Genomic DNA, 12,585 nt, shown 5'->3' with positions numbered 1-12,585 from the left:
GCGAAACTGCTGAACGTGCTGCCAGACCGCTTCCAGGCACTGCTGCCGCAGCGCCTGGACATGCTCCGCCGTGCCACCGGGCTGCCCGTCGTGTTCGGCGGTGCGGTGACGCCCGGCCACGAGCTGTTGCTCAGCAGCTTCCAGGGCACGCACGGCACGTCGTTGCACGGCCTGCGCGTCGGCACGGGCCGCGGCCTCGGTGGCACGGCCATCGCGATGGGCACCGCCGTGCGCGTCAACGACTACGCCTCGACCCGCGCGATCACCCACGAGTTCGACCAGATGGTGGTCGTGAACGAACGCCTCACATCGGTGTTCGCCTACCCGGTGACGGTCCGCGGGACCGTGACCGGTGTCCTCTACGGCGCCGTCCGCGGGCAGACCACCGTGGGTGATCGGGCCATCAGGATGGCCGGCGCCATCGCGCAGGGATTCGCACAGGACCTGGACATGCCTTCCATTCACACGCAGGCGGCGTTGCGCGAGCTGGCCGAGGTCGCCAAGCTCGTCGGCGATCCCGTGCTGCGCGAACGACTTCGCAAGGTCCACCAGAACCTCGGCGGCGAGCCACCGGTGAGCGTCCCGTCCGGACTGACCCCGCGCGAACTCGATACGCTGCGGCTGGCCGCGGTCGGTGCGTCCAACCGCGAGATCGCCGCGGAACTCGGGTTGAGCACCGAAACCGTCAAGGCCTACCTCCGGGGCGCGATGCGCAAGCTGGGGGTGCACAACAGAACCGCCGCCGTCCACGCGGCGAGGTCGACGGGAGCGCTCTGAATGTCGTTGATGGAGAAGGCCGTGGTCGGGACCGATCGGCTGCTCTACAGGCTGACCGGCGGCAAGTTCACCATCATGTCGATGTCGAAGCAGAAGGGCCTGACGCTGATCACCACCGGCGCTCGCAGCGGTGAGAAGCGCGAGAACCAGGTCCAGTACGTGGCCGACGGTGACTCGATGCTGGTCGTGGGGTCGAACTGGGGCAAGCCGCACCACCCGGCGTGGACGGCGAACCTGCTGAAGAACCCGGACATCCAGGTCAACGTGGGCGGCGACGTGCGTGCCGTGCGCGCGACGCTGCTCGAAGGCGCCGACCGGGAGGCCGCCTGGACGACGATGGTCGCGGCCTACCCGGCGTTCCAGGACTACGTGGCGAAATCAGGCGGCCGCGAGCTGCGGGTCTTCCGCCTCACGGCGCGCTGAGGCCCACGCCAGCCACACGCAGCCCGCGATCATGAGGACGCCGTGCGCGATCCTCACCGCGGGCGGCGTGAAGAACTGCGGCAGGAACAACGCGAAGCCGGCCGCGAACACGATCGCCGACGGTGTCCGCAGCTTCAGCGCGACCATGACGGCCGCGACGCCCATGGTGACCAGCCCGACGCCGAAAGTCGTGACGGCGAACGGGTTGTAGCGCACCGCCTCGGCGAGTTCGAGCACGTTCGGCTGCTGTGCGACGGCGTGCAGGCCGAAGTCCTCCGCACCGTAGTACGGCAGCGTGAGCCCGGCGCCGACCCAGAACGTGATCGCGGCCGTCCGGTGGACCTCCAGCACCGCGATCGGCACCAGGATGAACCCGATCATCGCGAACAGGTGCGACAGCACCCAGGCGGTCGACCCCATCGAGGCCGCCGCACCGGCCGCCGTCGTCTCGTCGTGCCACGGTCTCGACGCCGGGTAGAGCAGGAATAGCACACCCGCGGCGGTCAGCGTCCACTTCACGATTGCCCCCTGAGATCGTCGAGGTACATCCGGACGAGCTGGTCGTAGGTGTCGTCGAGTCCTTCCGGCAGACCGAAACCGCCGCTGGACTCGATCGACGCGAAGCCGTGCACGATCACCCGCAACCGCCGCGTGGCGTGAACGGCCTGGGAGCCCTCCATGCCGTAGCTCCGCAGCGTGGCGAGCATGACCTCCATCAACTTCACGCCCGCTGCCCGCTGCAGTTCGTCGTGCAACGGATCCATGGGCATTGCGGCGTAACGCTTTGGATGCTCGCGGACGTACGCGCGATACGCGTGCATGAGCGCCGCCACGGCGTCGTCGCCCGCACGGCCGATGACCGCGCTCGTGAACCGTTCGGTCATCTCCTCCAGCACCCGCACGCCGAGCAGCCCCCGCAACTCGCCGAGGCTCGCGACGTGCTTGTACAGCGAGGGCGTGGCAACACCGGTCTTCGCGGCGACGGCCGCGAGCGTGAGCGCTTCCACGCCCTGCTCGTCGACCAGTTCCAGCGCGGCGTCCACGACCCTGGCGGGACTGAGCCGTTGGCGAACGTTCATAGCTCAAAAGCTAATGCCCTTAGCCTTGCAACGTCAAGTGTGGAGACTGCGTAGAGATCTTGCGAAGACGTGGGCGGACGGCCCCGGTTCGCGGCTATGAAGGACGAGTCATTCACATCGGCAAGGAGATCCCATTGCGAGTAGCCAAGATCCTGGGGGCGGTGACCGCGAGCCTGTTGTTCGCGTCGACCGTCACGGCTGCACCGGCCAACGCCGGCCCGACCATCACGATCGACGCGGACTCGGTCCGCGAGTCGATCGACTACCTGAAAGCGACCTACAAGGTCAGCGAGCGCGAGGCGTTACGGAGACTCCAGCTCCAGAACGACGCCGCCGCACTCGAAGCGACGCTGAAGAAGGACGCCGCCGCCGAGTACGGCGGCATGTGGATCGACCAGGAGGCGGGTGGCAAGCTCGTCGTGGCGATGACGAGGCCGGCCGCGGCACAGCGCCAGATCGCCGCCCTCTCCGACCGCGCGAACGTCAACGTCCGCACGGTGAAGAACTCCCTGGCCACCCTGAAGGCCACCCACGACCGCATCGCGCAGCAGGTCGGCGCGGGCGCCGAGTCGGTCTACCTCCCGGCCGTCAGCCAGACCGAGAACCGCGTGGTCGTCTGGGAACGCTCCTGGCTCAAGAAGCCCGGCGCGACCGCCCGGGCCCAGGAGATGAGCGCGCTCAACGCCGACCCGGCCGTGGTCTCGGCGCGCACGCTCAAGGAGCCCACCCCGTACTCGGCCGACCCGGTCGACTGGGGCTTCTGCCACCCGTTGTACTGCACGAACTACGGCCCCATGCGCGGCGGCCTGCGCCTGGACATGAGGCGTGACAACGGCACCACCGGCGGCTGCACCAGCGCGTTCAACCTGCGCACGACGGGCGGTGCCTTCCCTGGCGTCCCGTGGGTCCTCACCGCGGGCCACTGCATGGCCACCAAGACCAACAACGTGCCGACCGAGCACAACCGCCAGGTGGTCCTGAACCAGCACGGCATCGAGAAGAACTCCTACCCCTACGACTACGCCGCCCTGCGGTACGTGGACGCGGCCACCGCCACCACCTGGCTGGAGGGCCAGACCAACCGCAACACCGTCCTCAAGTACTGCCGCAACGGCGGCCTGGACAGCAACGCCGACACCCCGTGCGGCCCCCAGGCGACCTCGCAGAACCAGGAGATCACCTCGGTCACCCCGCTCGCCCAGATCCTGCCCGGCGCGATCGTCTGCGCCAGCGGATCCGGTTCCAGCGCGGTGAACTACCCGGACTCCTACGACAGCGGCGCCGGCGAGGGCTACCTCGTGGGCACCCGGTGCGGCCGGGTCCTGTCCACCGACGTCGGCATCAACACCGACATCTGCGCCCGCAACGGTGACAGCGGCAGCCCGCTGTTCAGCCAGATCACCAAGGCGGGGCTCGGCATCCTCAACGGCAGCCAGCAGGCCCGCAGCGGCGCCTGCCAGCTGGGCGAACTCAACAACTACTCCCCGCTCTCGACCATCCTCGAGGACCTCAGCGCCCGCCAGGCGAGCGGCGGCTCGGTGTTCAACGTGATCACGACGCCGAACGGCTGACCCACCGCGCAAGGGGCTCGACAGAGCCCGGACAGCAGCCGGGCGCCAGGCGACTGAGCGCTCGGCTGCTGCGCGCCGGGCCGAACGAGCACGGGCCTCGGCGGCGCAGCCGAGCCGGCCACGACCCGCGCGCAATGCCGAAGACGAGGCGTCCCCACCTCCGGGCTCCGAGCAAGCGGTGTCGACGACGTACGCACCCAGCCCGGCCCGATCCCTGTCAACGCCGGCGGCGATGACGAAACCCAAGCTCGTCCAGGTCCGCACGAGCACCGCACCGGTGACGGAACCCCGCACCCGCCAGAACCGGGACAACCACCACCAAGCCGATCTGCACCCAAACAACCCCAGGCAGAAGGCTTGATCTCTTGAGAGCGCTCTCATCTGCCCAGAATCTGAAAAGGTTTACACGTTGACCGAGAGTCACGGCATGACAACACTTCCGAACCACTGGGCGCACAACTAAACACCCGGAAAGGTCGGTTCGATGCATCGACGCATCGGGACGGCCCTTGCCGCTGCCTTGATGGTGGCCGCAGGGATCACCGTCGCCACCACCAGCCAAGCTCCCCCTGCCAACGCGGCGGTGACCTGGGCCGACGAGTTCAACGCTCCCGCCGGCACCGGTGTCGACGGCAGCAAGTGGCAAATGGAAGTGGGCAACAACAACGGCAACAACAAGGAACACCAGTGGTACCAGGCGGGTACCTCGAACGCGGCCCACGACGGCCAGGGCAACCTGGTCATCACGGCCAAGCGCGAGAACCCCGGCAACTACAACTGCTGGTACGGCAGGTGTCAGTACACGTCCGCGCGCATCAACACCGCGGGCAAGTTCACCCAGACCTACGGCCGGTTCGAAGCGCGCATGAAGATGCCGCGCGGCAAGGGAATCTGGCCCGCGTTCTGGATGCTCGGCGCTGACATCAACAGCGGCAACCCGTGGCCGGGTTCCGGCGAGATCGACATCATGGAGTTCCTGGGACACCAGACGAACACCGTGTACGGCACCATCCACGGCCCCGGTTACTCGGGCGCGGGCGGCAAGTCCCACGCCTACAACGGCCCGAACTTCTCGGACGGGTTCCACAACTTCGCGGTTGACTGGAAGCCGGGCGAGATCACGTGGTCGGTGGACGGCAACGTCTACGCCCGCAACACGCCGACCGACGTCAACGGCAACCCGTGGGTGTTCAACAAGCCCTTCTTCATCATCATCAACCTCGCGGTCGGTGGTGAGTGGCCGGGTTACCCGGACGCCAGCACGACGTTCCCGCAGCAGCTCGTGATCGACTGGGTCCGCGTCTCCAACGACTCCCCGCCTCCCACCGGCGGCGGTTCGGAGATCCGCGGCATCGCAGGCAAGTGCCTCGACGTGCCCTGGGCCAACACGGCCAACGGCACGCCCATCCAGATCGTCGGCTGCAACGGCAACGCCGCCCAGAAGTGGAGCCGTCCCGGTGACGGCACGATCCGCGCGCTGGGCAAGTGCCTCGACGTCAACGGCGGCGGCACCGGCAACGGCACGGTGGTCCAGCTCTGGGACTGCAACGGAAGCCCAGCCCAGCAATGGGTGGTCTCCGGAGCGAACGACATCGTGAACCCGCAGGCGAACAAGTGCCTGGACGCCGTGGGAGGTTCCTCGGCGGACGGCACGAGAACGCACATCTGGGAATGCCTCGGCGTGGCCAGCCAGAAGTGGCAGGTCTGACGAGCTCTTCCTGACGGGTTGCGCATGGCCTGACAGGAAGGTTCACAGGCGCTGGACGTGAACCCCCGCGGCGGATGGGTTCACGTCCAGCGCTCTTTTGGTTCCACGCCACCACGCCAAGGCTTCAGGCCCGCCTGCGGCTCGCGATCTCGTCAGCGAGTTGCCGCACACGGGCGGGATCCACGTCCCGGGCGAGGGCGACGCAGTGGTCCATGACGGCCGGCCGGTAGCGCACGGGCACCGTCTGCCCTGGGGCGAGCCGGGTGAGCTCGGTGATGGTGAGGGCTTCGTCCGCGATGCCGCGGAACGAGATGCCGTCGACGGTCTCCACGTCGAGCATCAGGACCACGCGTGGGTTGCTGTTGACCTCCCGCCAGTCGACGAGAACGCCGAGCGCGAGCTCTCCGGTGCGCAGTTCCGCGCTGCGCTTCTGCGCGTCACTGCTCATGGCCGGGTTCGCGGCAACGCCCGGGAAGGCGGGCCCGACGCCGAGCGACCCCCGGCTCAGATCGGGTCTGAGCCCTTCCACCACCTCGTTCAGATCATTGAGGTCGAACAGGCCGTCGAGCTTCTTCCTCAGCTTCTTCCAGCCGAACACCCTGCCCCCTAGGCCAGCAGCCGCGCGACGGCCCAGTCCTGGACCGCGACGCCGACGGACTTGAACACCGTGCGGCCCTCCCGCAACGGCGGATTCCCCAGCGCCGCACCGAGTTCGACGAGCGACTCCAGCCGCAGCACACCGCTGCGCACCGCCCGGATGATCTCCCCGGCCTCGCTCAGCGCCGCCTCGACCTGGTCGACCACCACGACTCCGGCGGTGGCGAGCAACTCCTCCGGCAGCTCCCGCATCACCGGCCGGTACGACCCGATCGCGTTGACGTGCACGCGGTCCTTCAGATCGTCGCACCCGAACAACGGCACCGTGGACGCCGTCGCGCAACACACGACGTCCGCGTCCCGCACCGCTTCGGCCGGCGTGGCCGCCACGTCCACCACGGTGTCCGGCAGCTCGTCCTTGAGACTTTCCAGCAACGCCTCGGCCTTCTTGACGTTCCGGTTGAACACGACGAGCTTCTTCAACGGCCGCACCGCGTGCACCGCCCGCACCTGATCGGCGGCCTGCGCCCCGGCTCCCAGCAACGCGAGGTGCGACGCGTCCTCGTCGGCCAGCAGATCCGTCGCCACCCCGACCACCGCGCCGGTCCGCAACGTCGTGAGCGGCACCGCGTCCGTCACGAACTGCCCGTCCGGGTGCGAGTACACGACCGTGCCCGTGATGACCGGATCGCGTTCGACCTCGATGCTGACCACCTTGACCGCCGTCGACCGCGTCGGCCGGTGGTGCACCGCCATGACGAGCGACCGGCTGTCCGCGAACGTCTGCCGCGGCGGCAGGTCGAACTCCTCCGCGGCCAGCCCGGCGAACGCTTCTCTGACGGCTTCGATCGCGGCGGGCATCGTCATGCCCCGGATCGTATCGACCTGGGCGTCAGCCCGATCGCTTGACGGTGCCGAGGAACGAGGACCAGGCGGCCGCCCCCACCTCGACGTGGACGGCGGTCGCCTTGCTGTCCCGGATCCCGATGCCGGTGGCGATCTCCACGCACTCACTCGCATTAGCGCTGTAGCTGCTCTTGCGCCACTCGGCCATCAAGGTCTCCTAACCGACGATGTCTTTGATCAGCCTCCTGGATTGTTCCGCGTCCAACGCCGTCCGACCGAGTGATTCGACCACCTTGTCGTAGCTCTTGATGGCCGACGCCGCCTCGATGATCAGGGTGGCGTTCTCGCTCTCCACGAAGACGACCGGCTCGATCTTGTCGAACTTCAGCAGGTTGAAGCCACCGGCGTGGCCCGCGTGCGCCCCGATCGACGTCGGCACGACCCTGACGACCACGTGCGGCCGTTCCGACACCTTTTCCAGGTGCCGCAACTGAGCACGCATGACCTCTTCTCCACCGACCGGCGTCCTGAGCACGGATTCGTGGATGTAGAAGGTCGCCGACATGCGTGACCGGAGCGCCTCCTTCCGCTCCACCCGAGCAGCGACGCGCGCCTCCACCTCTGCCGCGGGCACGTTGGCGTTCGCCGCGATCACCGCACGCGCGTAGTCGGGTGTCTGCAACATGCCGTGCACCAGCAGCGGCAACCAGCTCACGAGCGTCTTGGCCTTGGCCTCGTGTTCGACCAGCGTCCTCGGCGTGATCGGCTCGACCGCGCCGTGCTCCTGCAGCCACCCCCTGACCCCGGTGGCGTTGAAGAGCTTGTGCAGGTGCACCCGCTCCGCCGACGGCGTCCGGCAGGCCCCGAGCAACAGGGCGAGCTCGAGCTCGGTGATGCCTCCTTTGCCGTTGGCGGCGTCCGAGACCTTGGCCTCGTTCCAATCCACGATCTCAGCGATGGCGCGCGCCGTCATTCCCGTCGCGGCGATGGCCGCGCGCAGCCCGTCACCGAACTCACGACCCCGCGCGGTCGAGTATCTTTTTGGCATGGCGAGGACCGTAGACCCATTCTCACCCGCTTCAGAACATTTGAAGCCAACATAACCCAAAAGGGCGTTCGCTTGGAAGACCTCCAAGACGGACACTAATTAACGTGAGATTCCAATGGACGCCTCAAGAAGGGCGACGGCACGCCATCCCGCGCGAGCTACCTGGCGATACGCTGTGCGGCACCCCTTATGTGCCGCAGCAGCGGAGCCTATGGAAAGAAAAGAACACATGGCCGACGTGCTGGGACTGCGACAGCATCTGGCGTGAGACCGAGGGGATCCTGCCGTGGCCGCGGAAATCCTGACCGAGGACCTGCTGAGGACTTCTCTTCAACGCCTTTCGCGTGAGGTGGTGAAGAGTTATCCACAGTTCGGAGAACTCCTCGCCCAGAACATGCTGCGCACCTGCGGCCTGCTTCCCGACCCGGAACGGGCCGCGCACTACCGCGAACTCGGCACGCTGCTCATCGACCTCGGCCGCCTCTACCACGCGGAGGCGGACGAACTCTCGACGATCGACGTCACGCCTGAGACATGACGACCGCGCGGCCGCTGGTGTCGAACTCGTGCGCCAGCGTCCGCAGCGGCCGCCCGCCCGCGGCCCACGCGGCCGTCCACGTCAGGCACTCGGCGGCACCGTTCCCCCCGCGCTCCACCAGGTCGGCCCCGATCGAGTCGAGCCAGTCCCAGGAGGTGCCGCCGATGCCGTCGAGGAACTCCTCGTCCCACTTGCGCACCAACGCGCGCACGGTGCCTTCGCGGCGTGCGCGTTCGTTGACGTCCTTGATCCAGGCTTGGCGCTCCTCCTCCGTGAGCACCACGCCGGTTTCGGGTTCGCGGAACCCCGGCAGGTCGTGAGCCAGGCCGCCGGAGCCGACGTAGAGCACTCGCCGGTCCGCGAAGAACTCGCCCACCCGCCGGCCCAGCGACGCGGCGCGGCGGAACGTCGCGTGGGGCGGGGAGGCGCAGTTGACGAAGATCGGCAGGACCGGCTTGGCCGTGATCGTGCCGAGCAGGTCGCGGGCGGTGTGGCCGAAGGCGTGGTCCAGGGCTGCCTCGTAGGCCGTGGCCACGTCGAACTCGTGCGCCACCAGGTCGGCGACCAGCGCGCGGCCCGAAGAAGAAGGCACGTCGTAGGAGCCGACCGGTCCTGCGACGTCGCCTTGGGCGGTGGCGGACAGCACCACGGCGAACGTCGGGACGACCGTGCGGAACGCACGGCGGTGGTCGGTGCCGAAGAAGACGACCAGGTCCGGGTCGAACGCGCTCACGGCGTCACGAGCCGTGGCGATCGCCGAACGCACCGGGCCGTGCGGTGCGCCCGGCAGGGTGACGAGGTGCGAGGCGCAGACCGTCAGGCGGTTCTTCACCGGGCCAGTCTAGGTTCCGGGGCGTGACGAGACGTGCACTTGCGGTGATCATCACCGCCGCCCTCCTGGCACCCGTTGCCCCCGCTCACGCCGACGTCGCCAGACGCATCGAGACCGCGCGCACCGAGAGACCGGTCGCGCCGAGCGTCACGCTCACCTCGTTCGACTGGTACGAGCCGGACGGGTGGGTCCGGGGTGACGCGCTGAGCGTCGACCTCGCGCAGGTCCGGGTCGGGTACGTCGACCCCGGCACCGTCACGCGGGCCGCTCCCCTGTCGCAGCAGGCACCCGAGGCGGTCGCGGCGATCAACGGCGACTTCTTCGACATCGACAACAGCAACGCGCCGGAAGGCGTCGGCGTCCAGGACGGGCGGCTGCGGAAGTCGGGCAACGGCCGTGCCGTCGGCATCGACGCGGCAGGCATCGGCAGCGTGATGGAGACCTTCTTCGAAGGCACGCTCAACGGCACGCACAAGGTGACGCAGCTCAACAGCGCGAAGATCGACGTGGACGGCATCGGCGTCTTCAACCCGTTGTGGGGCACGTACAGCAGAGCGCGCGCCACCCAAGGTGCGTCCAACACGGCCGAGGTCATCGTCGAAGACGATGTGGTCCGCACGGTCGGCAGCCCGAGCGACACACCGATCAAGGGCTACGCGCTGGTCGGCCGGGACGAGGGCGCGGACGTCCTCAAGGCCCTCAAACCAGGTGACAGGGTCGAGGTCAGCTACAAGAACCGCACCAGCGACGGCAGCGAACCGAAAACCGCCATCGGCGGGCGCCAGCTGCTCGTCGAGAACGGCAGGAACGTCGCCCCCGCCGAACCGCTGCACCCCCGCACCGCCGTCGGGTTCTCAGCGGACGGCAGGAAGATGCAGATGCTGACCGTCGACGGACGACAGAGCCCCTACCTGCAGGGGCTCGACCTGCGTGACCTCGCCGACGCCATGATCGGACTCGGCGCGCACCACGCCCTCAACCTCGACGGCGGCGGCTCGTCGACCATGCTCGCCCGTGACCCCGGCACCACCGCGCTCACGCTCGTGAACACCCCGTCGGAGGGCGGCGAACGCCCGGTCCCCAACGGCCTCGCGCTCTACGCCCGCGCCGGCAGCGGGAGGCTCGCCGGGTTCGACGTCAGCACCGCGAGCACCCGCGTCTTCCCCGGCATGACGCGCCGGATGACCGTCCGCGGCCACGACGAGACGTTCGGACCGGCACCGGGCGAGCACGTCTCGCGCGCCACGAACGGGTGGGCCATCGGTGACACCTTCCACGCCTCTCCTCACCCCGGACCCGCGACGTTCACGGCGTTCCGCGGCCTCACCGCGAAGCAGCAGCACCTCACCGTCCTCGGCGAACTCACCCGCCTCTCTCCGGAGGAGGCCCGGATCAGCCTCGCAAAGGACGAGCGCAAACCTTTGCGCATCAACGGCTTCGACCGCAGGGGTTTCACAGCGCCGATCGAACGCGCCGACCTGGACCTCAGCTACGACCGCAGGATCGTGGAGGTCACCCCGGACCTCCAGGTCAGGGCCCTGGCCACCGGCGCCACCACGATCAAGGCACGCGCCCGGGGCGAGGAGACGCAGATCGCCGTCACGGTCGGCGTGCACGACCAGCTGATCGCCGACTTCACCGATGCTCCACAGTGGACGTTCGGGTCGGCCCGCGCGACCGGCAGGGCCGAACCGGAGACCCGGGGCCACACCGGCGAGGGCCTCAGGCTGAGCTACGACTTCACGAAGTCCACCGGCACCCGCACCGCGTACGCCGTCCCGCCGCGCCCGCTCCAGGCCGGCGGGCAACCCCTGTCCCTCGCCGCCTGGGTGCACGGCGCGGGCAACGGCGAGTGGACCGCGTTCACCGTCACCGACTCGACAGGACGGTCGCGGTCGCTCTACGGCCCCCACGTCACCTGGGACGGCTGGCAGCGGATCGAGGTCGCCGTCCCGCCCGAGCTGAGGTTCCCGGTCCGGGTCACGAGGTTCACCGTGATCGAGACCAAGGCGGACCGCTCCTACACCGGCGAGGTGATCGTCGACGACATCACCGCGCAGGTGCCGCCGGACGTCACCCTGCCTCCGGCCGAGGAGCTGCGCGAGGACCACGTCGGTCAGGCGGAGGGCTGGACGTTCGCGGTCATGTCCGACGCGCAGTTCGTGGCGCGGAACCCCGACAGCGACCTCGTCCGGTCCGCCCGGCGCACGCTGCGAGAGGTCACACGTTCGGGCGCGGAGTTCGTGGTGATCAACGGCGACCTGGTCGACGAGGCGTCACCCGAGGACCTGAAGCTCGCGCGCAGGACCCTCACCGAGGAGCTCGGCGACCTCCCCTGGTACTACGTGCCGGGCAACCACGAGGTCATGGGGCCGGGCACGATCGACAACTTCCGCCGCGAGTTCGGCGCGACGTACCGCACGTTCGACCACAAGGGCACGAGGTTCGTGTTGCTGGACTCGTCGACCGGAACGCTCAGGGGCGGCGGCATCGAGCAGGTGGAGATGCTCCACACCGCACTCGCCACGGCCGAGGGCCAGGCCGTCGTGATGATGCACCACCCTCCGCTCGATCCCACGCCCGCGCGCACGAGCCAGCTCGCGGACCGCATGGAGGCAGACCACCTCGTGAGGCTGATGTCCGAACGAGACGAACCCACGGCGTTCATCGCAGGCCACGTGGGAGGGTTCTTCGCGTCCACAGTGGACGGCGTCGCGCAGGTGATCAACGGCAACTCCGGCAAGGCACCCTCGGAGGCGGGCGGGTTCACCGGCTGGACGCTCGTCGGCGTCACCGGGAACGGCATCCGAGCCGAGATCCGGCCGCACGTGGACGCGCTCCAGGTCACGGCTCCGTCCACGCTGCCGGCGGGTGGCGCGGAAACGGTTGCGGCGACGGTGAAACAGGGTTCGAGGCAGATCCCGGTCCGTTATCCGATGGGCGCGGTGTGGGAAGGGTCACGTGGATTGCACGTGGGCGGCAAGGCCGGGATCAGGCCGTGGCACGTCGCTTGGCTCGAACCGGACAGCGGCGTCCTCACCGGGATCAGGCCTGGTCAGGCGAAGATCTCGGTCACGGTCAACGGCGTGACGGCCCGCGCGGACGTCCGCGTGGAGGCGCGGAACACCGCCTGAGCTGGTCTGAGTGAGTGCGATGTGAGGCGGTG

At 68.8% G+C, this 12,585-nt stretch carries 14 protein-coding genes; 7 read left to right on the top strand and 7 right to left on the bottom strand.

What is annotated here, in order from left to right:
* Positions 1-15: 15 nt before the first annotated feature.
* Together QSK25_RS00900 and QSK25_RS00895 are read left to right on the top strand one after the other, a co-directional pair.
* On the top strand, positions 16-777 hold the full coding sequence (locus QSK25_RS00900; protein ID WP_285630965.1) for a helix-turn-helix transcriptional regulator: 762 nt from the start codon (positions 16-18) through the stop codon (positions 775-777).
* Positions 778-1,200 (top strand): nitroreductase family deazaflavin-dependent oxidoreductase, encoded by a 423-nt coding sequence (locus QSK25_RS00895; protein WP_285630962.1) that lies wholly within the window; start codon positions 778-780, stop codon positions 1,198-1,200.
* Here QSK25_RS00895 and QSK25_RS00890 read toward each other — a convergent pair.
* Together QSK25_RS00890 and QSK25_RS00885 are read right to left on the bottom strand one after the other, a co-directional pair.
* A complete protein-coding gene (locus tag QSK25_RS00890) occupies positions 1,156-1,719 on the bottom strand; it encodes a hypothetical protein (protein ID WP_285630959.1) in 564 nt (187 codons plus the stop codon). The genes QSK25_RS00895 and QSK25_RS00890 overlap by 45 nt on opposite strands.
* A complete protein-coding gene (locus QSK25_RS00885) occupies positions 1,716-2,279 on the bottom strand; it encodes a TetR/AcrR family transcriptional regulator (RefSeq protein ID WP_285630957.1) in 564 nt (187 codons plus the stop codon). The genes QSK25_RS00890 and QSK25_RS00885 overlap by 4 nt, the downstream gene beginning before the upstream one ends.
* Positions 2,280-2,413: 134 nt before the next feature.
* Between QSK25_RS00885 and QSK25_RS00880 the strand changes: the two genes are divergently transcribed.
* Together QSK25_RS00880 and QSK25_RS00875 are read left to right on the top strand one after the other, a co-directional pair.
* Positions 2,414-3,850, top strand: a complete 1,437-nt coding sequence (locus QSK25_RS00880; protein ID WP_285630954.1) for a trypsin-like serine protease — start codon at positions 2,414-2,416, stop codon at positions 3,848-3,850.
* Positions 3,851-4,334: 484 nt separating this feature from the next.
* Positions 4,335-5,558: a family 16 glycosylhydrolase gene (locus QSK25_RS00875; protein WP_502881792.1), complete on the top strand. Its 1,224-nt coding sequence runs from the start codon at positions 4,335-4,337 to the stop codon at positions 5,556-5,558.
* A 124-nt stretch (positions 5,559-5,682) separates the two neighbouring features.
* On the opposite strand, the gene QSK25_RS00870 is transcribed toward QSK25_RS00875, so the two are convergent.
* Genes QSK25_RS00870 through QSK25_RS00855 form a run of 4 tightly spaced genes read right to left on the bottom strand, consistent with a single transcriptional unit; the run spans position 5,683 to position 8,049 of the window.
* Complete coding sequence (locus QSK25_RS00870; RefSeq protein WP_285630951.1) at positions 5,683-6,156, bottom strand: hypothetical protein; 474 nt, start codon at positions 6,154-6,156, stop codon at positions 5,683-5,685.
* Positions 6,157-6,164: 8 nt separating this feature from the next.
* Positions 6,165-7,022, bottom strand: coding sequence for an ornithine cyclodeaminase family protein (locus QSK25_RS00865; RefSeq protein ID WP_502881791.1), 858 nt, complete (start codon positions 7,020-7,022; stop codon positions 6,165-6,167).
* 25 nt (positions 7,023-7,047) lie between these two features.
* Positions 7,048-7,209 (bottom strand): DUF397 domain-containing protein, encoded by a 162-nt coding sequence (locus tag QSK25_RS00860; RefSeq protein ID WP_285630948.1) that lies wholly within the window; start codon positions 7,207-7,209, stop codon positions 7,048-7,050.
* Positions 7,210-7,218: 9 nt separating this feature from the next.
* Positions 7,219-8,049, bottom strand: coding sequence for a DUF5753 domain-containing protein (locus tag QSK25_RS00855; RefSeq protein WP_285630945.1), 831 nt, complete (start codon positions 8,047-8,049; stop codon positions 7,219-7,221).
* Positions 8,050-8,153: 104 nt separating this feature from the next.
* Between QSK25_RS00855 and QSK25_RS00850 the strand changes: the two genes are divergently transcribed.
* Both QSK25_RS00850 and QSK25_RS00845 read left to right on the top strand, forming a co-directional pair.
* Positions 8,154-8,354 carry an HC3 family zinc finger protein gene (locus QSK25_RS00850; RefSeq protein ID WP_285630942.1) on the top strand — a complete coding sequence of 67 codons (201 nt, stop codon included), beginning with the start codon at positions 8,154-8,156 and terminating at the stop codon, positions 8,352-8,354.
* Positions 8,336-8,587, top strand: a complete 252-nt coding sequence (locus QSK25_RS00845; RefSeq protein WP_285630939.1) for a hypothetical protein — start codon at positions 8,336-8,338, stop codon at positions 8,585-8,587. The genes QSK25_RS00850 and QSK25_RS00845 overlap by 19 nt, the downstream gene beginning before the upstream one ends.
* Here QSK25_RS00845 and QSK25_RS00840 read toward each other — a convergent pair.
* Positions 8,571-9,419: a DODA-type extradiol aromatic ring-opening family dioxygenase gene (locus QSK25_RS00840; protein WP_285630936.1), complete on the bottom strand. Its 849-nt coding sequence runs from the start codon at positions 9,417-9,419 to the stop codon at positions 8,571-8,573. The genes QSK25_RS00845 and QSK25_RS00840 overlap by 17 nt on opposite strands.
* Positions 9,420-9,442: 23 nt before the next feature.
* Between QSK25_RS00840 and QSK25_RS00835 the strand changes: the two genes are divergently transcribed.
* Positions 9,443-12,553, top strand: coding sequence for a phosphodiester glycosidase family protein (locus tag QSK25_RS00835; RefSeq protein WP_285630933.1), 3,111 nt, complete (start codon positions 9,443-9,445; stop codon positions 12,551-12,553).
* The last annotated feature ends 32 nt before the right edge of the window (positions 12,554-12,585 follow it).

Source organism: Lentzea sp. NBRC 102530 (genome assembly GCF_030269365.1).
Classification (GTDB): domain Bacteria; phylum Actinomycetota; class Actinomycetes; order Mycobacteriales; family Pseudonocardiaceae; genus Lentzea.
The sequence above is the reverse complement of the archived record's forward strand: the minus strand, read 5'-3'. Positions and strand labels throughout refer to the sequence as shown.